Source organism: Brachybacterium sp. P6-10-X1, from assembly GCF_001969445.1.
Lineage (GTDB): Bacteria > Actinomycetota > Actinomycetes > Actinomycetales > Dermabacteraceae > Brachybacterium.
In genome coordinates this window covers 3,526,687-3,547,487 of record NZ_CP017297.1, presented here as the reverse complement: position 1 = coordinate 3,547,487, position 20,801 = coordinate 3,526,687, and the positions used below count along the sequence as shown (strand labels likewise).

General features: G+C 70.7%; 18 protein-coding genes. 14 read left to right on the top strand and 4 right to left on the bottom strand.

Annotated elements, in window-relative coordinates:
• Nucleotides 1-231 precede the first annotated feature (231 nt).
• From BH708_RS15885 to BH708_RS15875, 3 genes are all read left to right on the top strand, one after another.
• A complete protein-coding gene (locus BH708_RS15885) occupies nucleotides 232-894 on the top strand; it encodes a carbonic anhydrase (RefSeq protein ID WP_076810007.1) in 663 nt (220 codons plus the stop codon).
• A gap of 104 nt (nucleotides 895-998) precedes the next feature.
• Nucleotides 999-2,228 (top strand): alanine racemase, encoded by a 1,230-nt coding sequence (locus tag BH708_RS15880; RefSeq protein ID WP_076810006.1) that lies wholly within the window; start codon nucleotides 999-1,001, stop codon nucleotides 2,226-2,228.
• Nucleotides 2,229-2,299: 71 nt separating this feature from the next.
• Complete coding sequence (locus BH708_RS15875) at nucleotides 2,300-3,493, top strand: phosphotransferase (protein ID WP_157236000.1); 1,194 nt, start codon at nucleotides 2,300-2,302, stop codon at nucleotides 3,491-3,493.
• 114 nt (nucleotides 3,494-3,607) lie between these two features.
• Here the strand turns inward: BH708_RS15875 and BH708_RS15870 are convergent, their stop codons facing one another.
• Nucleotides 3,608-4,423, bottom strand: coding sequence for a transcriptional regulator (locus BH708_RS15870; protein WP_172805771.1), 816 nt, complete (start codon nucleotides 4,421-4,423; stop codon nucleotides 3,608-3,610).
• A gap of 85 nt (nucleotides 4,424-4,508) precedes the next feature.
• Here BH708_RS15870 and BH708_RS15865 point away from each other — a divergent pair, with 85 nt between their 5' ends.
• Genes BH708_RS15865 through BH708_RS15855 form a run of 3 tightly spaced genes read left to right on the top strand, consistent with a single transcriptional unit; the run spans nucleotide 4,509 to nucleotide 7,851 of the window.
• Nucleotides 4,509-5,852: an MFS transporter gene (locus tag BH708_RS15865; protein ID WP_076810004.1), complete on the top strand. Its 1,344-nt coding sequence runs from the start codon at nucleotides 4,509-4,511 to the stop codon at nucleotides 5,850-5,852.
• Nucleotides 5,853-5,854: 2 nt separating this feature from the next.
• On the top strand, nucleotides 5,855-7,471 hold the full coding sequence (locus BH708_RS15860; protein WP_076810003.1) for an amidohydrolase family protein: 1,617 nt from the start codon (nucleotides 5,855-5,857) through the stop codon (nucleotides 7,469-7,471).
• The gene (locus BH708_RS15855) at nucleotides 7,468-7,851 is read left to right on the top strand and encodes a RidA family protein (RefSeq protein ID WP_076810002.1); all 384 of its coding nucleotides are present in this window, start codon (nucleotides 7,468-7,470) and stop codon (nucleotides 7,849-7,851) included. Before BH708_RS15860 ends, BH708_RS15855 begins: the two co-directional genes overlap by 4 nt.
• A 146-nt stretch (nucleotides 7,852-7,997) precedes the next feature.
• Here the strand turns inward: BH708_RS15855 and BH708_RS15850 are convergent, their stop codons facing one another.
• Both BH708_RS15850 and BH708_RS15845 read right to left on the bottom strand, forming a co-directional pair.
• Nucleotides 7,998-8,837 carry an SDR family oxidoreductase gene (locus BH708_RS15850; RefSeq protein WP_076810001.1) on the bottom strand — a complete coding sequence of 280 codons (840 nt, stop codon included), beginning with the start codon at nucleotides 8,835-8,837 and terminating at the stop codon, nucleotides 7,998-8,000.
• A gap of 26 nt (nucleotides 8,838-8,863) precedes the next feature.
• Complete coding sequence (locus tag BH708_RS15845; RefSeq protein WP_076810000.1) at nucleotides 8,864-9,337, bottom strand: MarR family winged helix-turn-helix transcriptional regulator; 474 nt, start codon at nucleotides 9,335-9,337, stop codon at nucleotides 8,864-8,866.
• Nucleotides 9,338-9,788: 451 nt separating this feature from the next.
• On the opposite strand from BH708_RS15845, the gene BH708_RS15840 reads away from it, so the two are divergent.
• On the top strand, nucleotides 9,789-11,231 hold the full coding sequence (locus BH708_RS15840; protein WP_083713679.1) for an MFS transporter: 1,443 nt from the start codon (nucleotides 9,789-9,791) through the stop codon (nucleotides 11,229-11,231).
• Nucleotides 11,232-11,362: 131 nt separating this feature from the next.
• Here the strand turns inward: BH708_RS15840 and BH708_RS15835 are convergent, their stop codons facing one another.
• Entirely contained in the window at nucleotides 11,363-12,499 is a 1,137-nt protein-coding gene (locus BH708_RS15835; RefSeq protein ID WP_076809998.1) for an aromatic acid exporter family protein, read from the bottom strand.
• Between the two features lie 393 nt (nucleotides 12,500-12,892).
• Here BH708_RS15835 and BH708_RS15830 point away from each other — a divergent pair, with 393 nt between their 5' ends.
• The 7 genes from BH708_RS15830 to BH708_RS15800 all read left to right on the top strand — a co-directional run bounded on the left by BH708_RS15830 (nucleotide 12,893) and on the right by BH708_RS15800 (nucleotide 20,774).
• Nucleotides 12,893-13,921 (top strand): LacI family DNA-binding transcriptional regulator, encoded by a 1,029-nt coding sequence (locus BH708_RS15830; RefSeq protein WP_076809997.1) that lies wholly within the window; start codon nucleotides 12,893-12,895, stop codon nucleotides 13,919-13,921.
• Between the two features lie 376 nt (nucleotides 13,922-14,297).
• Nucleotides 14,298-15,599: a sugar ABC transporter substrate-binding protein gene (locus tag BH708_RS15825; RefSeq protein WP_076809996.1), complete on the top strand. Its 1,302-nt coding sequence runs from the start codon at nucleotides 14,298-14,300 to the stop codon at nucleotides 15,597-15,599.
• Nucleotides 15,600-15,699: 100 nt separating this feature from the next.
• Nucleotides 15,700-16,677, top strand: coding sequence for a carbohydrate ABC transporter permease (locus tag BH708_RS15820; protein ID WP_083713676.1), 978 nt, complete (start codon nucleotides 15,700-15,702; stop codon nucleotides 16,675-16,677).
• Entirely contained in the window at nucleotides 16,670-17,509 is an 840-nt protein-coding gene (locus BH708_RS15815; RefSeq protein WP_076809995.1) for a carbohydrate ABC transporter permease, read from the top strand. The genes BH708_RS15820 and BH708_RS15815 overlap by 8 nt, the downstream gene beginning before the upstream one ends.
• A 122-nt stretch (nucleotides 17,510-17,631) precedes the next feature.
• Nucleotides 17,632-18,375, top strand: coding sequence for a sugar phosphate isomerase/epimerase (locus BH708_RS15810; protein ID WP_076809994.1), 744 nt, complete (start codon nucleotides 17,632-17,634; stop codon nucleotides 18,373-18,375).
• Between the two features lie 86 nt (nucleotides 18,376-18,461).
• Entirely contained in the window at nucleotides 18,462-19,598 is a 1,137-nt protein-coding gene (locus BH708_RS15805) for a Gfo/Idh/MocA family protein (protein WP_076809993.1), read from the top strand.
• A gap of 129 nt (nucleotides 19,599-19,727) precedes the next feature.
• Nucleotides 19,728-20,774: a homocysteine S-methyltransferase family protein gene (locus tag BH708_RS15800; RefSeq protein WP_076809992.1), complete on the top strand. Its 1,047-nt coding sequence runs from the start codon at nucleotides 19,728-19,730 to the stop codon at nucleotides 20,772-20,774.
• The last annotated feature ends 27 nt before the right edge of the window (nucleotides 20,775-20,801 follow it).

Below are 20,801 nucleotides of genomic sequence, written 5' to 3'. Positions count from 1 at the left end.
ACGCTGAATCTGCCCACGTCCCGCGCGTCTGGCCGGGACCCTCGTCCCGCGGATCCGCTCCGGGCCTGATCCTTTCGTCTCGTCCGTGCCCGCCGCGTCGGCCGCCGCGACGTACGAGGAGTAGTCTGCCGTCGGCCGCCGGCCGGAACGGGCATCGCCCTGACCGGCCACGGGCCCGGTGCGGCACGCTGCCGACCCGCCCTCGAACGAGACCCCGGAAGGACGTCGACGATGAGCTCACCCCGCGTCACAGTGCAGGAGGCGTGGGATGCTCTCGCGCAGGGCAACGAGCGGTTCATGCGGGGCGAGCTGCGCCATCCCGAGCAGGATGCGGCGCGCCGCCACGAGCTGACCGGCTACCAGGCGCCCGACGCCGCCTTCCTGGGCTGCTCGGATTCCCGCGTCGCCGCGGAGATCCTGTTCGACTGCGGTCTCGGCGACCTGTTCGTGGTGCGCAACATCGGTCAGATCGCCAACGAGAACACGACCGCGACCATGGAGTTCGCCGTCGCCGAGCTCGGCGTCGCCGTGATCGTGGTGCTCGCCCACGGCTCCTGCGGGGCGGTGAAGGCGGCCATCGATCAGACCACCGCCGAGCCCAGCGAGGTCACCCCGGCGATCCAGCGCGAGCTCGAGCTCATCCAGCCCGCCGTCCAGCGCGAATGGTTGGCCTCCCACAAGGACACCCCGTACGTCGATCCGACGCTGATCGACGCGGACGCCGTCGGACGGCGCCACCTGGACGAGACCATCCACGCCCTCATGCGCTCCTCCCGGGTGATCAGCGACGCCGTCGCCCAGGGGAAGCTCGGCATCGTCGGCTGCCAGTACCAGCTCGAGAAGGGCCGGGTCGCCCCGATCACCTCGGTGGGACGGCTGAGCATCGGGGCCTGACCGGCCTCGCCTTGCACATTCCCGGCCCACCCCGGAGACTCGCAGGTCCGTCGTGCGATATCCGCACAGCCGTTCCACTCCATCGAGCCGAGCGAGGTCACCCCATGCTCCAGCACGCCCAGCGCACCGTCGAAGCGGTCGACAAGTCCTTCCCGCTCGGTCTCGTCGGTCGCGAGATCGCCGCGCTGGACACGCCCCTGGCGGAGTTCTCCACTCCCCTGCTGGTGCTCGATCAGCAGGCGATGACGCACAACCTCCAGGTGATGGCGGACTGGACGGCCGAGCGCGGGCTCGAGCTGATGCCGCACGGGAAGACCACGATGGCGCCGGTGCTGTGGCAGCGCCAGCTCGACGCGGGCTGCACGGGGATCACGGTCGCCACCGGGTGGCAGGCGGACGTCGCGCTGCTGGCCGGCGTGCCCACCGTGCAGCTGGCCAACACCTGCACGGATCCCGCGCTGCTGCGGCGCCTGGCCGCGCATCTGCTCGAGCACCCTGATCAGGAGCTGGTGTGCTGGGCCGATTCCCTGGCGACGATCGACCTGCTCGAGCGCGAGCTTCCGGCGGCATCGCGCCTGGGTGTGCTGGTCGAGCTCGGGGCCGACGGGGGCCGCACCGGCGCCCGGGACGAGGACACCGCCGTCGCCATCGCGGAACGGGTCGCCGCCTCGAGCACGCTCACGCTGTACGGCGCCGCCGGCTACGAAGGCGCGCTGGCCCATGACCGCACCGAGGGGTCCCTCGCGACCGTCGGCGCCTACTGCGAGCGCCTGGCCGCGCTGGTCGGCCGGCTGCGCCCGCTGATCGAGGGCACCCCGTGGGTGAGCGCGGGCGGCAGCGCCTATTTCGACCTGGTCGCCGACGCCTTCGCCCCGCTGAGCGAGGTGCGGGCGATCCTGCGCTCGGGCGCGTACATCGTCCACGACTCCGGCTTCTACCGGGGCATCTCCCCGCTGGATACGACGCGGGACGTCGCCGAGGAGCAGGCGCTGCTGCCGGCGATGCGCGCCTATGCCCGCGTGGTCTCGATGCCGGAGCCGGGCCTGGCCCTGCTCGATGCCGGCAAGCGCGACGTCCCCTTCGACGAAGGCCTGCCCGTCCCGCTGGCCGTCGCCCCGCAGATCGGCGAAGCGGAGCGACCGCTCGACGCGGAGATCACGGCGCTGAACGATCAGCACGCCTTCCTGCGCTACCGCGGCGAGGCTCCCCTGGCGCTCGGCGACGTGGTCACGCTCGGGCTCTCCCACCCGTGCACGGCCTTCGACAAGTGGCGGCTGATCCCGATCGTGGACGACGCGAACATCGTCAGCGAGGCCGTCGAGACGTTCTTCTAGGACAAGCCTCTTCCTCATGTCGGCCTCGATCGTCCTTCACCATCGCAGGACCTGCCCGTACTCTGATGCGGGTGCCCGCCCACCCGCTGACCGCCGCCCATCGTCACCGGATACTTTCCGTTCTATCTCGCCTCGCAGGCGGACCCGTTCAGCTCACCTCTGAACATCACGTCGGCCACGAGTGGGCCCCGGTCACCCGTCTGGTGCTGGATCGGGACATTCCCGGAATCGGGTCGACGATCCTGGCCAAGGCTCGCCGGGTCGATGGCGAAGGGCACGGAGGCCCGGCTTTCCTGCGCCGTGAGGTCGCGGCACTGAGAACGGCCGCACCCAGTGGAGTCACTGCCCACTCGATGCACGTCGACGACGACGCGGGGATCATGCTCCAGACCGATCTGGGCGAGTGGCCCACGCTGCAGGATCGTCTGCTGGATGACGACCCGGCGGCGGCTGCTCGGGGCGTGGTGGAGATGGCGACTGCCGTCGGACGGTTGCACGCTTCCACCGTCGACCGGCGTGCTGATCATCAGCGAAATCTTGCCGCCTTCGCCGCCGATGTGGAGACCGGCCTGAACTACGCGCACGGGATGGAGCGCTGGGACGAGATCGAGCAGGCGTGCGCCGAGCTGGGCCTGCCGTCGGGGCGGCAGGCACGTGACGAGGTGGTCAGCCTTCTCCGACGAGCAGCCAGCCCTGGGCCCTCCGCAGCGCTCACCCATCTGGACCTGAATCCGACCAACGTGCTGCTGACAGACGCCGGAGCACGCCTGGTCGACTTCGAGGGCAGCCGTTTCGGTCACCTCGGGATCGATGCCAGCTTCCTGGACTACCCGTTTCCGCATCACAGCAGACCCTGGGGGATACTGCCCGATGGCGTCGTTCGTTCCGCCGATGCGGCGTACCGCTCTGCTCTGGCCGACGGCGGCGCCCACCAGGTGCTCGCGGGATACGACCAGATGCTCGCGGACGGGGCAGCCATCGTGCTCCTCGGACGGCTCGGTCGAATGCGACTGATCGCCCGTCCGGACCAGACGCCGCATGACAGCTGGCGTCGCCGCGGACAGACCGTGCAGCAGATCCAGACCTTCACACAGCTCGCGGAGCGGGCCGACGATCTGGCGGCCTTCAGTGCTTGGCTCGGCGCGCTCACGGACGCCATGATCGCCCGGTGGCCGGATGCCACCCACCCGCCGGCGCCGCTGTTCCCGGCGTTCGCCCACGATGGAACAGGTCACGAGGCAGCTCTGGGCTTCCCCTGGGCGTGAGGACAGGCGGTGGAGTCCCATCCCCTCTGGACGCGTCGCCTTCCCGCGGTGCTGAGGCGGAGCTGCCCACGACGCACGGAGAACGACGTCGCGTCGACGGTGCCCCCGTCGGCATCAGCCCCGCCGCACCTCGTCGAGGTAGCCGTAGACCGTCACCCGGGAGACGCCTAGCCGGGCGGAGACCGTGTCGGCCGCCCGCTTGATGCGGAAGGCCCCGCGCTCCTCGAGCAGTCGCAGGATCCGGATCCGCTCGGGCTTGGTCAGCGAGGGCACCGGCTTGCCGACCGCGGCGATCGCCTCCTCGACCAAGTCGTCGAGCACCGTGGAGATGTCCGGCCCCACCAGCTCCTTCGGCCGCTCCACCACGTCCTGGCGCACCTCGGGCACCAGGGCGCCGAGGGCGTTCATGGCGGTCTGGACCGGGGTGAGGTCGACGTTGAGGCAGAAGGCCGCGATCACGTTCCCCTCCAGGTCGCGGTAGTAGACCGAGGAGCTGGTCAGCTCGCGCCCGTCGGCCGTCCGACCGCGATAGCCGTGGGCGTCGTGGTCGGTGCTGGGGTCGCGCAGCACCTCGACGCCGAGGTTGGTCGACGGGCCGCCGACGGTGCGCCCGCTGAGGTGCCCGTTCACGATCGCGGCGACGGAGCTGTCGAGGTCCCCGCGGCTGAGATCGTGCAGCACCACCTCGCAGTGCGGGCCGACCACGGCGGCGATCGCCTCCATCAGCGGGGTGAGCGCCCGGTAGGCCTCCTCGAAGCTCGCGAACCTCGCACCCTGCTCAGGGGCCGACGGGATCGCGCCGGTCGCGGACGCTGACAGGTCCGACGGGCTCACCCCCGGCGGCGGCGCCGAGGGGCTCGACGGCGCGCCGGAGAATGCTCCCTCGGGCGACGACTCCGGCCGATCCGGGACTCTCTCCGCTGCGCTCATGGCACCCATCATGACACCACGATGGACGTAACCTCTGTCAATCATGTATAAATTCCGTCAAGCTCGGCTCGTCGAGGAGGACAGCATGCAGTCGACCACCCGGTCCGCACCACCACCCGCGAAGCTCACCCCCGGGCAGCGGCGCACCATCGCCGGCGGCACCATCGGCACGCTGATGGAGTACTTCGACTATTACTTGTACGGCCTCGCCTCCGCCGCGGTCTTCCCCGCCGTGTTCTTCTCGTCCGACTCGGCCTTCGTCGCCCAGCTCTCCAGCTTCGCGACCTTCGCCGTGGGCTTCCTGCTGCGGCCCGTCGGCGGGCTCGTGTTCGGCTACATCGGGGACCGCTTCGGCCGCAAGCTCACCCTCATGATCACCGTGATCGGCATGGGGCTGACCACGGCCGCGATCGGCCTGATCCCCTCGGACGCCAGCATCGGGCTGGCCGCTCCGATCCTGCTGGTGACCGCCCGCATGTTCCAGGGCCTGTTCGTCGGCGGCGAGATGGGCGGGGCGGCGACCATGGTCGTCGAGCACGCGCCCGTCGGCCGACGGGGACTGTTCGGCGCACTCCTGATCAGCGGCGCCGGCATCGCCAACGTCGCCTCGGCGGGCATGATGGCCGGCCTCGGCGCGGGCCCGGAATCCTTCTTCATGACCTGGGGCTGGCGCATCCCCTTCCTGTTCGCCCTGGTCCTGGCGATCATCGCGGTCATCCTGCGCCGCCACCTCGAGGAGTCCGAGGAGTTCACCCAGCACCGCAGCGACGTCTCCGAGAAGAAGGTCGCCGCGCCCTCGCCGCTCCGGGAGGTGCTGCGCCACCCCAAGAACGCGATCCTCGGCATCCTCATCGGCCTGCCGCAGTCGATCGCCGGCTACGTGGTGCTCACCTTCGGCCTGGCGTTCATGGTCTCCGACGGGGTGCCCGCGCAGGTCGGCTTCATCGGCACCATGATCGTCGGCGCCCTGCAGATCGTCCTGGCCCCCACCTACGGCGCCCTCTCGGACCGCCTCGGCCGCCAGAGGGTCTACATCGCCGGCTGCCTCGGCTTCGCCGTGCTGGTGTGGCCCGCCTTCGCCCTCTACGGCACGCATGAACCGGTGCTGATCTGGCTGGGCATGATCGTGGGCTTCGCGATCCCGGGCATCGCCATGCAGGGCACGCTGCAGACCATGCTCACCGAGATGTTCGACGTCGAGCAGCGCACCACCGGAGTGAACATCGGCTATCAGCTGTCCAACACCTTCGGCGGCGGCCTCGCCCCGCTGATCGCCACCGCCCTGGTGGGCTGGGCCGGAGGCTCGATCTGGCCGGTGGTCGTCTACGTCGTGGTGATCAGTGCCGTCGGCGCGATCGCCACCGCCACCGCGTCCATGCGGCCCGACACCGCGGACGCCGGACGCCTGCACGCTCTGCGAGGATCGTGAGCATGTCGCACACAGAATCGCTGCTGATCCGGGGCGGGCGCGTCGTCGACGACGACGGCGTGCGCGCGGCCGACGTGCTGATCGTCGGCGAGCGCATCGCCGCCGTCGGACCCGGAGCTGCCGCCGATGCCGCGCACGCGCAGGTCCTCGAGGCCGACGGGCGCCTGGTGCTGCCCGGATTCGTCGACGCCCACTCCCACGCCGAGGGCGCGGTGTTCGATCCGGACGTGCAGCAGGCCCTGCTGCGCCAGGGGGTCACGACGATCATCGGCGGGCAGGACGGCGTCTCCTACGCCCCCGGCGACGGCGCCTGGGCGAGGACGTACTTCGCGGCGATCAACGCCCCTCACCCCACCTACCGAGGACCGGGCCTCGCGCAGCTGCTGGCGAGCTACGACGGGACGGTGCCGATCAACGTCGCCTCCCTGGTGCCCGCCGGCACCGTGCGCCACCAGGTGATCGGCGGCGAGGACCGCCCCGCCACCGCCGAGGAGATCGCCGAGATGACGGCGCTGGTCGCCCGCGGGGTGGCCGACGGGGCCGTCGGGCTCTCCACCGGACTCGACTACACCCCGGGGCTCTACGCCGACGCCGAGGAGATCGCCGCCCTGTGCCGTCCGCTCGCCGCGTCCGGACTCCCCTACGTCACCCATATGCGCGGCGGCTACGAGGACAACTCGCAGGAGGGCGTCGACGAGGTGGCCCGCATCGGGCTCGACGCGGGCGTGCCGGTGCACATCTCGCACTTCCACACCCGGGCCGACGAGGCCTGGCGCCTGATGAGCTGGCTCGACGAGCGCGGCGTGGACGCCGGCTTCGACGCCTATCCCTACACCCGCGGCTGCTCGATCCTGGGGATGACGCTGCTGCCGCCGACGCTGAACGCCATGGATCCGGACGAGGCCGCTGTCCTACTGCGCGATCCGGACCGGCGCGAGCAGCTGCGCCGGGACTGGTTCCCCGGCGTGGACCACAACCCCAGCCTCGGCCCCGAATGGCCGGAGCTGATCACCATCGCGCACACGGTCGCCGAGGAATTCTCCTGGGCTCCGGGGCTGAGCCTCGCGCAGGTCGCCGCACGACGCGGCACCGACGCGATCGACGCGGCGCTGGATCTGCTGGCCGCCTCCCACCTGGAGGTGAACGTGGTGATGGCGGTGCGCGACCAGCGCCCGGTCTCGGACCTCGGCCGTTTGATCGCCCATCCCCGACACCTGGGCGGGTCCGACGGGATCTTCCTCGGCGCCCATCCGCATCCCCGTGCCCGCGGGGCATTCGCCTCCTACCTCGCGACCTACGTGCGCGAGCACGGCTTCCTGACCTGGCCCGAGGCGGTCCGGCACCTGGCGACCGGAGCTGCCGAGCGCTTCCACCTCGGCGACCGCGGTCGAGTGCGCCCCGGGTTCCGCGCCGACGTGGCTCTGGTGGACCTCGACACCGTGCGCCCCGGCGCGACCTACGACCGGCCGCTCGCCCTCGCCGAGGGCATCGACGACGTGATCGTCGGCGGCCGCCCCGTTCTGGCCGGTGGGAACCTCACCGGCGAGCACCCGGGCAGCGGCCTCCGGGCCGCCGCGCCGGGAACCGATGACCGCTCACCACGACGAGGAGACCCATGAGCACCCCCAAGCACGCCCTCCACACCACCAACGCCCCGCAGCCCGCCGGGCCCTACAGCCAGGCGATCGTCAGCGGCGACCTGCTGTTCACCGCCGGGTTCGGGCCCCAGGACCCGGCCACCGGCGAGGTCTCCGACTCCGTCGCGGAGCAGACCCGGCAGGTGCTGCGCAACATCGCGTCGGTCCTCGCCGAACGGGGGGCGAGCCTCGACGACGCGCTGAAGACGACCGTTCATCTCGCGGACCTCGCGGACTTCCAGGAGTTCAACGAGGCCTACCGCGAGTTCTTCTCCGAGCCGTTCCCGGTGCGCACCACCGTCGGCTCGCAGCTGGCGAACATCAAGGTGGAGATCGACGTGGTGGCGCGGATCAGCGCCTGACCCTCCCGCAGGTGCCGAGGCCCGCCCGGCAGGAGCACCGCGTCGTGCGCCCCGCCGACGACACCCTCCCCGGGCGGCGCCTCGCACACGCGATGCCCCGGCGCTGGACGGCACCGCCCCTCCGCCCAGGGGCGCAGGCGGCGCGCTCAGCCCGCGAGTCCGGCCGTGATCTCGGCGAAGGTCTCGCGCATCGCCGCGTCGTTCCAGGACCACACGTCCTCGCCGCGCAGCACCACGTCGGTGCCGCCGTCGCAGTAGATGGTCTGACCGGCGCAGTGGGAGTTCTCCACCGACGTGAGCCAGATCAGCAGATGCGCGATGGTCTCCGGGCCCTGGTGCGAGTTCAGCGGCATCGGCACGTAGGCGTCGGTCATCGCCCGTCCCTGCTCGCTGGCCAGCAGCTCCTTCGTCATCGGGGTGACCACGGTCCCGGGCGCCACCGCGTTCAGCGGGATGCCGGCGCCGGCCCAGCGCTCGGTGGGGGCCTCGCGGCGCACCCAGCGGGAGATGGCGCGCTTGGAGGACGGGTAGATGACGTTCGCGGTCCGGGGATCCTCGGCCATCCGGGTGGCGATCTCGAGCGCGGCGGCCTCGTCCCCCGCCAGCAGTGCATCCACCAGAGCAGGGACCACGGGCTGCAGCGTCGCCATCGAGGAGACCAGCGCGACGCGCGGCGCCTCGGAGCGGGCCAGCGCAGGCTGCAGGGCCTCGAGGAACTCCGTCATGCCGAAGTAGTTCACCGACGCGGTGAGCGGCTTCGGGATCGACAGGCCGGCGCAGGCGATCACGGCATCGACCGTGCCGTCGGCGAGCCGGGCGGCCCCCTCGGCAGCGCCGGCGCGACCCTCGCGGGTGGAGAGGTCGCCGGAGACGTCGGTGCCCTGGAGGTCGACGCCGATCACCCGCTCGCCGCGGTCGGAGAGGATCTGGGCGGTGGTGCGGCCGATGCCGGAGGCGGCGCCGGTGACGACGTAGGTGCGGGACATGGGGTGGTGACCTTTCGATGCGGTTCTCAGGTGGTGGTCGTGGTGGAGTCGGTCGCGAGCCCGGCGGTGAAGCGGGTCAGCAGCTGGGACAGGGCACGCACGTCGGCGTCGTCCCAGTCCTCGGTGGCCTCGGCGAGCAGGGTGAGGCCCGCCTCGAAGAGCTGCTCGTAGGCGTGCCGGCCCGCAGCGGTCAGGGCGACGTGCGCGGACCGTCCGTCGGTGAGGTCCGGGCGGCGCTCGACGAGATCCGCCGCCGTCAGCCGGGCGATGAGCTTCGAGGTCGACGGGCGCGTCAGGTGCAGGTCGTCGGCCAGGTCGCTGGGGCGCGCGGCACCGCCGGTGATGCCGAGGCCGTACAGCGCGCGGACCGCGACCGGATCGAGGGAGAGCCCGCACTGCGCCGTGATCCGACGCTGGAACTCCAGCGAGCTCCACTGCGACATGAGGCGGGTCAGGGCACGCAGGGTGGCACGGTGCAGGTCGAGGGTCTCGCGATCCATGGCACACATCGTACGCCGATCTAGTTGCGTGAGGCAACCACATGGTCGAGTGCGACACGCAGGGACGCGCACGTGGACCGAAGGGACGTGCGCGGATCGAGCCACCTCCCCGCGTGAGCGCCGGGACACCCCGCGGGCGAGCCCCCCGACGATCACGCCGAGTCGATACCGACCCGTGACCATTCCGGCATTCCTACGTCCGGACTGGCCTTACCGGAAAGTAATATTCCGTGTTCGCATTTTGAAACGCTCCACAGAGTCGCGACCCACTGCAACACATGGCAACCGATGTGCGAGCCGCGGCAGCGAATCCACACTGTGACGACCCCGACGCACCATCCGAGCGGGGAAATGCACCGCCACCAATGACGCACTGCGCGGAAAAACCGCTTCGAAGTCTTCGAACAATGCTGTTCACCGCTGCCTTCCGGCAGCTTTCGAGAGGAATCAGATGGGAAATACCCCGATGGGCGACGACGACACCCGCCCCGACCCGATCTCCGGCACGGTCTCCACCGAGACCGGCACGCTCTTCGCGCGCTCCGAGGGCAGCGCCCCCGGCGTGGCCGTCATCGACAGCGACTCCCGCCGCCCTGACGCCACGGGCGAGGAACCCACCAAGGGCAATGGCAAGGCGATGGCCGCCATGGGATTCTCGCAAGCGGTCGACAATTCCGAGGGCGGCCTGATCAACACGTTCTTTCCGCTCATCGGCGTCGCCTTCGGCGTCGGCGAGGGAATGCTCGGCCTGCTCAGCGCGATCAGCAAATTCGCACGCATGGCGTTCGGCCCGTTCTGGGCGATGCTGGCGGACAAATACGGCCGCAAGAAGGTCCTGATCCTGGTCACGGGGGTCTGGGGACTGTGGACCGTGGCCTCCGGCTTCGCCCCGACCTTCACCTGGCTGCTGATCCTGTACACGATCAGCGTCGTCGGCACCGTCGCCTCCGAACCGATCATCAACGGTCTGCTGCCGGACCTGTTCAAGCAGTCCCAGCGCGGCAAGGCCTACGGCACGATCCGCTCCATCGGCTCCGCCGTCGGCATCCTCATGGGCCCGGCCATCGGTCTCTTCGCCATGGGCGAGAACCCTGACGGCAACGCCTGGCGCTACGCCATGTGGACCATGGGCGGCATCTCCATCCTCTCCGGCGTCCTCATCGCGGTCTGGGTGACGGACCCGCGCCAGAACACCTCTCGCGAGGACATGATGGCCGAGGCCGGGCGGTTCAAGATCGCCGATGGCATCAAGCTGTTCAAGATCCCCACCGTCTCCCTCATGGCCGGCATGGTCGTGCTGGTCACCAGCCTCGTGCTGCTGGCCTTCTATCCGAACTTCCTCGTCGTCGAGCGCGGCCTGACGGTCTTCCAGTCCACGGTGGCGATGTCCGCCTTCTCCGTCGGAGCCGTGCTCTCCGCCTTCCTCGGCGGACGCCTGGCCGACCTGTTCGTGCGGAGGTTCGGCGAGAAGGGCCGGATCATGCTCATGCAGATCTACCTGGTGTCCTTCGCCGCCACCGTCGCCCTCGCCACCCAGACCTCCTACGAGGGCTTCCTGCCCGGAGTCGGCCTCTCCTTCGTGCTGGGCCTGGTCTTCTCGATCGGCTTCTCCGGTTGTGTGCTGCCGATGGTCTCCAACGTGGTGCCCACGCAGCTCAACGCCACCGCCTTCGCGATGCTCTTCTCCCTCATCCAGGGCGGCCTGACCGCCCTGATGGCGCTGGGCGTCGGCTTCATCGCCGAGGCCTTCAGCAACCAGACGATGTTCCTGTTCTTCGTGGTCGTCCCCTACCTGCTCAACGCCGGCTACTGGTTCCTGTTCTACCGGGTCTACCCCCAGGACGTGGAGCGTCAGAAGGAGCGCACCGAGCAGGTGGGCGCCGGCACCTTCTGAGCGCCCGGTCGCGCCGGCTGCCCATCGGGCCCCGTGCTGCGGCGCGGGGCCCGACCTGCCTCGGGACGCCCACGCTGCGCCTGCGACACAGATCGGAAGCGCGACCTGCGATGGCGAGATGGGGCCCGTGCCTATGCCTCGGGGTTCTCGCGCGAGCCCTCCCGCGCCGCACGAGCCGAGGCGACGTCGTCGACGATGGTGGCGATGAGCTGCATGCTCGTGATCAGCGACCCGTAGATCGGCCAGTTCTCCCGCGGCAGCTCCTGGTGGTCGGACAGCTGCACGGCGAGAGCGTCGAGGCGCCGCTGGACCGGCTCGACGTCGGCATCGGGATCGGCGATCGACCGACCCGCATCCCGCACGGTGGCCGTCCACCGCCGGCGGAACTGCTCGTCCCACGCCCCCTCGACGTAGCTCGCCTCCCGCAGCGTGCGGGCGAGGTGCAACAGGTGGAGGATGCCCTCGTCGACCCGGAGCAGGATCTCCTCGTAGCCGACCTCCGAATCCGCTCCGTGGCCGCGCCGTCCGCCACGTCCTCGACCGCGTCGTCCGAGCGGGGTCGGCAGGCGACGGCGCGGGTTCGCCCGCCCGCTCTCCCGGGCCAGCCGTACGGTCTCCCACACCGCATCGAGCTCCTGGCGCATCGCGGTGGCCTCCCGGGACCACTCCTCCGCCCGATCGGTCTCCCAGGAGACGGAGAACGACTCCGCCATGTCCTCCAGCACGGCCCCCATGCGTCGATTGATGTGGTCGACGTACGCCGCGGCCTGCTTGTCCCTCAGCGGAGGCACGACCAGGAGATTGATCGCCGCGCCGACGCCGACGCCGAGGGCGACCTCGACCAGGCGGGACAGGAGCAGCGCTTGCTGCGCCTCGAAACCGCTGCCGAGCACGAAGATGGCGGTGGTGGCGATCGCCACGCCCTCCATCCGGATCCCGGGCAGTCGCGAGCCGAGCATGCCCAGGAGCAGGGCGAGGGCGAAGGTCCACAGATGCACCCCGAGGAAGCTGCCGACGAGGAAGGAGACCAGGACGCCGAGCGCCGAGGCCACCAGGGTCTGCGCCCCGCGGGAGAGCGACCGGAACACGGTGGCGTGCACCGTCAGCAGGGCGGTCCAGGGCGCGAGGAAGGGCTGCGCCGATTCCAGCACCGAGATCGCGAGCCACCAGGCGATGGACGCCGCGACGACCGCCTTGGCGATCTGCACGAGATCGGTCTCCACCTCGGGGCGCCGCAGCGCTGCTGCCGCACGAGAACCGAGCGACATGCTCCCCTCCTCGCCTTCGCGGTCCGATGGATTCGGCCCGCACCGTCGGGCGATCCTACGGTCGCTTCCGGCGACCACCGCGCGGCGCGACCGGTCGGTCGCCGGCGGGCTCTCCCGGAGCGCGGCTCGCCCGCTCCCAAACCCCGCTCCCCGGATCGCGGCCCGCCCGCCCCCCGGGGTTCGACCCGCCCCGCTCCGCAGCGCGCGGCGGCCCGGTGCCCCACTCGCTCCGCCGTCGGCGAGCCGATGTCGCGACGCCGGGGACCTATCATGTGCGCAACCCGCACCACCGTCCCGCTCCGACCTGCGTGTGGGCGCCCGCCGCAGGGAATCCGAGGAGCCGACGCCGGGGCCGGATCCCTCCTCCCTCGACCCGAAAGAGCGCCTGTGCCCATGCCGCGAAAGCCCTCCCGCCCGACGGTCGCCACGATCGCCCACGACCTCGGCATCTCCCCTGCCACCGTGAGCTATGCGCTGAACGACAAGCCGGGCGTGAGCGCGGCGATGCGCGAGCGCGTGCTCGAGCACGCCCGGGCGACGGGCTGGACCCCGCACTCGGGCGCCCAGGCGCTGCGCCGCGGCCGCAGCGGCAACATCGGTCTGGTGCTGGTCCGGGACCCCGAGGAGGTCTCCCGCGAGCCGTTCTACTCCGCGGTGACGGCCGGCATCGAGTCGGCGACCAGCGCCCACGGCTTCGAGCTGCTGCTGCGCTTCGTCCGGGGCGGGCCCGACGAGGAGGTCGAGGTGTTCCGCACCTGGGCCCACCAGCGCCGGGTCGACGGGGTGGTGCTGCTCGACCTGGCCGATCAGGACCACCGCCCCGCGACCCTGGAATCGCTGTCCCTGGACTTCGCGGTGATCGGCCACTACGTCGGCCCCGAGGACTTCGTGAAGGTCATGACCGCGGAGGCCGACGACGCGCGCACCGTGGTGGACCACGTCGTCGACCGTGGCTACGACGGCTGCATCCAGCTCACCGGCCCCTCCGAGTTCGCCCACGAGCGGCGGCGCCTCGAACTGCTGCAGGAGCTGTGCGCGGGCCACGGCATCCCCCACACGCACTCCTCCGGCACGTACACGATCGAGGCCGGATCCCACGCCTTCGACGCCGCCGACCGGACCCTCAGCGCGCGCCCGGCCGTGATCGCCTCGAGCGACCTGATCGCCCTGGGCGCCCTGCGCGCCGCGGTCGCCCGCGGGGTCGACATCCCCTCCGAGCTGGGCGTGGTCAGCTGGGACGACTCCCTCATCGCGGAGGTCACGGCACCCGCGATCACGGCCCTGTCCCGCCGGCCCTTCGAGATGGGACGCACCGCCGGTGACCTGCTCGTCCGTCGGCTCGACGGGCAGGTCGCCGCCGGCACCGCCCTGCAGAATCCCCCGGCGACGCTGGTGCCGCGCCACTCCACCGACGCCGATTGACGGGCGGGGCTCCTCCGCCCGGCGCACGGGGCCCGTCGGCCCGAGCGCCCTCCGGGGCCCCGCCCGGCACACCGAGGCCCATCGGCTCGAGCGCCCTCCGGGGCCCCGCCCGGCGTGCGGATCGGCGGTCGACCCGACCGTCATCCGGCGCCCCCGCTCGATCGCGCACGTCGGCGAACCCGCCACAGACCGTGACCGCGCTGTGACACCCATCTGTTGACACCCGCCTCGCCGGCGGGCCATACTCGCCGAATCGATTAAGTTCGAATCGATTAAGCACTTTGGCCTCCGGCCTGCCGCGCACCGCTTCCCGAGCCGAGCGCGCTCTTCGCTACCGCAACCGATCACCGATGACGGTGCACCAAGGAGAACCCCGATGCGACGCCGCACCCTTCTGACCGCTGCCCCTCTCGCCGCCGCCGGCGCCGCCGGCCTCGCCGCCTGCGGCTCGAGCTCCGGCTCCGGCTCGAACTCCGACACGCTGACCTATTGGGCCTCCAATCAGGGCACCAGCCTCGAGAACGACAAGGAGGTGCTCACCCCGGTCCTGGAGAAGTTCACCGAGGAGACCGGCATCGACGTGTCCCTCGAGGTCATCGGCTGGGGAGACCTGCAGACCCGCATCCAGACCGCGATCACCTCCGGGCAGGGCCCTGACGTCGTCAACATCGGCAACACCTGGGGCGTGAGCCTCCAGGCCACCGGTGGGCTGCTCGAGCTGGGCGATGAGCAGTTCGAGGCCCTCGGCGGCCGCGACCGCTACGTCCCGGCGGCCCTGGCCACCGGCGGCGCCGAGGGCACCGACCCGACCTCCATCCCGCTGTACGGGCTGGCCTACGGCATGTACTACAACGTGAAGATGTTCGAGGACGCCGGCGTCGAGCCGCCCACCACCTGGGAGGAGATGGTCGAGGCCGCCAAGGCCCTGACCGATCCCGAGGGCGATGTCTGGGGCATGTCGCTGGCCGCGGGCTCGTACACGGAGAACAACCACTTCGCCTTCATCAACGCCACCCAGAACGGCGCCGCGCTGAACACGAAGGACGGCAAGCCCTCGTTCACCGAGGACGGCGTCATCGACGGCATCCTGCGCTACCTCGACCTGATGCAGACCGACAAGGTCGTCGATCCGTCGAACGCCCAGTTCGACAACGGCACCAAGTCCGTCACCGCCTTCGCGAACGGCAAGGCCGCGATGATCATCAACCAGAACAACGCCAACGCCACCATCGAGTCGCAGGGCATGACCCCGGACCAGTTCAAGGCCATCCCCTTCCCCGCTCCGGCCGATGCCGTCAGCGACTGCGCCTCGCACCTGGCGGGGATCAACCTCGCCGCCATGAGGGACACCGAGAACGAAGAGGGCGCTCTGCAGTTCATGAAGTTCATGACCTCCCCGGAGACGCAGGAGGAGCTCGGCGAGCCCTTCGCCTCGCTGCCGGTGCTGGTCGACGGCGAGCCCACCTTCACCGAGGACGCCGAGCAGGCCGAGATGTTCATGGAGATCTATTCCGAGCGCGCCGAGCCGCTGCCGCTGGTGCCCTGGGAGGACCAGTACGAGACCACCGTCGGCCAGGCGATGAACGAGATGTTCGCGACCATCGCCACCGGCGGCACCGTCACCCGGGAGGACGTCATGACCGCCATGCAGACCGCGCAGGACTCGATCCGCGTCTGAGGGACCTCCGGCCGACGGGGTGATGCCCCGTCGGCCGCCGAGCGGGGTGATTCCCCGTCGGCCGCCGTGCGCCCGCCACCCCCTCCCGAGAAGAGACCCCATGTCCAGTCTGACCGCGCCGGAGGACACCACGACGCCTCCCAAGGTGCCCGACGCCAGGCCGCCGCGCCGGTCCCGGCGTCACCTGTTCCCGTACCTGATCATCGCGCCCGCGGTGCTGCTCGAGCTGCTGATCCACATCATCCCGATGGCCACCGGGTTCTGGATGAGCTTCGTGGAGCTGACGAAGTTCTTCATCCGCCGTTGGCTGGAGGCCCCCTTCGTGGGCCTGGAGAACTACTCCATCGCGATCGATCTGAACACCCCCGTCGGCCAGGAGCTGCTGAACTCCTTCCTGGTCACGGTGGCGTTCACCGCACTCGTGGTGGGGCTGAGCTGGGGGCTGGGGATGGCGGCCGCGGTCGCCCTGCAACGGCCCTTCCGCGGCCGCGGCGTGTTCCGCACCCTGTTCCTGATCCCCTACGCCCTGCCGCTGTACGCCTCGGTGATCACCTGGAACTTCATGCTCCAGCGGGACACCGGCGTGATCAATCACGTGCTGGTCGACCAGCTGGGCATCCTCGACGGCGCTCCGTTCTGGCTGATCGGCGACAACGCCTTCGTCTCCGTCGTGGTGGTCGCGATCTGGCGGATGTGGCCCTTCGCCTTCCTCATGTTCATGGCCGGGCTGCAGTCGATCCCCGGCGAGCTCTACGAGGCCTCCGCGATCGACGGGGCCGGCCCGATGCGTCAGTGGCGCTCGGTCACCCTGCCGATGCTCGCCCCGGTCAACCAGACCATGCTGCTGGTGATGTTCCTGTGGGTGTTCAACGACTTCAACACCCCCTACGTGCTGTTCGGCAGCGCCCAGCCCCCGGCCGGTGATCTCATCAGCTTCCACATCTACAACGCCTCGTTCCTGTCCTGGGACTTCGGGGTGGGCAGCGCGATGAGCGTCCTGCTGCTGCTGTTCCTGCTGGCGGTGTCGCTGGTGTACCTCTACTTCACCCAGTGGAAGAAGGAGAAGCGCAATGCGTGAGACCACCGGCGAGAAGATCTTCCGCACCCTCGTGCTGATCGGCCTGACCCTGTTCGTGGCACTGCCGCTGTACGTCATGATCACCACCTCGATGAAGCCGCTGGGCGACGTGCAGGCCGGGTTCTCCTGGTTCCCCAGCACCATCACGTTCCAGCCCTTCATCGAGATGTGGTCGACGGTGCCGCTGGCGCGGTACTTCATGAACTCGCTGATCGTGACGCTGGCGGCGACGCTGCTGAGCGTGGCGGTGGCGACGCTGGCCGCCTACGCCGTCTCGCGCTGGCGCTTCCACGGCCGCGGCCCGTTCATGACCACGGTGCTGTCCACCCAGATGTTCCCCGGGGTGCTGTTCCTGCTGCCGCTGTACCTGATCTTCGTCAACATCGACACGATGTTCGGGGTGCCGCTGGTGGGCACGCGCATCGGGCTGATCATCACCTACCTGACGTTCTCGCTGCCGTTCGCGATCTGGATGCTGGTGGGCTACTTCGACGGCATCCCGCGGGAGCTCGACCAGGCCGGCAAGGTCGACGGCGCCGGGAACCTCACCATCCTGCTGCGCATCATCCTGCCGGCCGCCCGCCCGGGCATCGTCGCCGTCGCCATCTACGCGTTCATGACCGCTTGGGGTGAGGTGCTGTTCGCCTCCGTGCTGACCACGGAGGACACCCGCACCCTGGCGGTGGGCCTGCAGCAGTACTCCACGCAGACCAACGTGTACTGGAACCAGGTGCTGGCCGCTTCTCTGGCGGTGAGCATCCCGGTGGTCGCCGGCTTCCTGATGATGCAGAAGAACTTCGTCGCGGGCCTGACCGCCGGCGCCGTGAAGTGAGATCAGCAGATGCGGGACGTGAGCGGCACGGCGCGGCCCATGGCGACAGCACGTGCCGCTCACGTCCCGTGAGTGCGAGCTCCCTCGCATCCCGACCCACCGGTCCCCCCGAAAGGACACCCATGCAGTTCTCCGTCCAGCTGTACAGCGTCCGCGACGCCCTCGCGGCCGATCTCCCGGGCACCGTGGCCCGCCTGGCCGAGCTCGGCTTCCACCACGCCGAGCCGTACCGCCTCGTCGAGTTCCGGGACGAGCTGGTCGCCGCCCGGGCGCAGTTCCCGATCGCCTTCCCCAGCGCCCATCAGTCCTTCCTCGGTGAGGACACGGACTTCGAGACGGTGCTCGAGGCCGCTCGCGCCGTGGGCGTGCAGTACCTCATCGACCCCTCCTGGAACGCCGAGGACTGGTCCGACGCCGGAAAGGTCCGTGCCCTGGCGGCGCGGCTGAACGAGCGCGCCGCGGCGGCCGCCTCCTCCGGCATCCGCGTCGGCTACCACAACCACCACGTCGAGCTGGCCTCGCAGCTCGAGGGTCGCAGCGCGCTCGAGCTCTTCGCCGCCGAGCTGGATCCACAGGTCGTCCTCGAGATCGACACCTACTGGGCCGCCGTGGGAGGAGCCGACGTCCCGGCCCTGCTGAGCACGCTCGGTGACCGCGTGCAGCTGGTCCACCTCAAGGACGGCGACCTCTCCGAGGACCCCGCCGCGCAGCTGCCGCTGGGCACCGGGGCGATGCCGCTGGCCGCGACCCTGGACGCCGCTGCGGGCGCCGCCTACGGCGTGATCGAATTCGACGACTACGCCGGGGACATGTTCGAGGGCATCGGCGCCTCGCTCACCCACCTGCGAAGCACCGTCGCCGCCTGACCCGGCGTGGGCGGCCCGACGATCCGCCCGACCACCGCGCGTCCCGCTCCCGGGACCGCTCCCCCGCACCACGAAGGAGACCCCGCATGACCTCCCAGACCCAGGCCGGCCCCGTCGGCGTCGGCATCATCGGCGCCGGCACCATCTCCGGCCAGTACCTCGAGAACCTCACCTCCTTCCCGGACGTGACCGTGCACATCATCGGCGACCTGCTCCCCGAGGCCGCGGCGCAGCGCGCCGAGGAGTACGGCATCGCGGCCTCCGGCACCACGCAGGACGTGCTGGACCATCCCGAGGTCGAGATCGTCATCAACCTGACGATCCCCACCGCCCACGCCGAGGTCTCCCGGCAGATCGTCGCCGCCGGCAAGCACGTGTGGACCGAGAAGCCGATCACCACCGCCCCGGCCGACGCGACGGCCCTGCTCGAGGCGGCCGACGCCGCGGGCGTGCGCGTGGGCGGCGCCCCCGACACCGTGCTCGGCGCCGGCATCCAGACCGGTCTGCGCACCCTGCGCGACGGCACGATCGGCACCCCCGCCAGCGCGCTGACCCTGTTCCAGTCCCCCGGCCCCGAGTCCTGGCACCCCAACCCCGCCTTCCTGTTCCAGGAGGGCGCGGGCCCGCTGTACGACATCGCCCCGTACTACGCGACGACCCTGGTGCTCGCCCTCGGCCCGGTCGTCTCGGTCAGCGCCGTCGGCTCGCGCGCCCAGGAGCAGCGCACCATCGGCTCGGGCCCCAAGGCCGGCGAGGTCTTCGACGTCACGGTGCCCACGCAGGTCTCGGCGCTGCTGCGCTTCGCCTCCGGCCAGAACGCGACGGTGCTGCTGAGCTTCGACTCCCCGCACACCCGCACCGGCTTCGTCGAGGTCTACGGCACCGAGGCCACCCTCGCCTTCCCGGACCCCAACGTCTTCGACGGCGACTCGGCGCTGACCGCGTACCGCGGGGAGGCTCCGACGGACGTGCCCGCGACCGGCGCCACCACCGGGCGCGGCCTGGGCGTGCTGGAGATGGCGCGGGCGATCCGCGCCGGCGTCCCCCACCGCGCCCAGGGCGAGATCGCCGCGCACGTCCTGGACATCATGGTGGGCATCGAGACCGCCATCGCGGAGGGGTCGATCGTCGAGATCGACTCCACCTTCGCCGAGGTCGAGCCGATGCCGGCCGACTTCGACCCCTTCGCCGCGACGCTGGAGAGCGTGCCGGCGGCGATCTGAGGATCCTGGGGCGCGAGCGGCACTCCGCTCGCGCCCCGTTCACGCTCGGTCACAACCGCTGACGCCTGCGGGCGCCGCGATTACGCTCACGATCGTCCCGCCTCCCCCGTCGACCGAGAGCAGACGACCATGACCCAGAACCTCCTGACCGACCGCCTCGATGCCGGCCCCGTGATCTGCGCCGAAGGCTTCCTCTTCGAGCTCGAGCGCCGCGGATACCTCACCGCCGGGGAGTTCGTCCCCGAGGTCGCCCTCGAGTTCCCCGAGGCCCTGCGCTCCCTGCACCTCGACTTCCAGCGCGCCGGCTCCGACGTCGTCGAGGCGTTCACCTACAACGGCCACCGCGAGAAGATGCGCGTGATCGGCAAGGAGGACCTGCTCGAGCCGCTGAACCGCTCGGCGCTGCAGATCGCCCGAGAGGTCGCCGACCGGGTGCCGGGCAACCTGATGGCCGGCAACATCTCGAACTCGAACATCTGGGACCCGGAGGATCCGGCCCGCCAGGCCGAGGTGCGGTCCATGTTCGAGGAGATGGTCGGCTGGGCCGTCGAGGAGGGCGCGGACCTCATCATCGGCGAGACCTTCTACTACGCCGGCGAGGCGCTGACGGCGCTCGAGGTCGCGAAGGCCTCCGGACTGCCGGTGGTGCTGACGCTCGCTCCGATGGCGTTCCAGGAGATGGCCGACGGGGTGGGGATCGTCGAGACCGCCCGGCGTCTCGAGCAGGGCGGGGCGGACGTGGTGGGACTGAACTGCTTCCGCGGACCGGCCACGATGCTGCCGTGGCTGCAGCAGATCCGCGAGGCGGTCTCCTGCCACGTGGGGGCGCTGCCGATCCCGTACCGGACCACGGCCGAGGAGCCCACCTTCTTCAACCTCTCCGACGTCCGCGCCTCCGTCCCCTCCCCGCACGGGCGGACGTTCCCCACCGCGCTGGATCCGCTGCTGACGAACCGCTACGAGATCGGGGCCTTCGCCCGCGAGGCGTTCGACCTGGGCGTGAACTATCTGGGCGTGTGCTGCGGCGCCGCCCCCATCCACATCCGGGAGGTCGCCGAGGCCGTGGGGCGGACCACCGAGGCGAGCCGCTTCTCCGAGCGCATGGAGAACCACTTCATGTACGGCAGCAACGAGCGACTGCCCGAGCACATCGTGGGCCTGGGCGACCGCGCCTGAGGCAAGCCCGACGGGCTGACGCGCCGA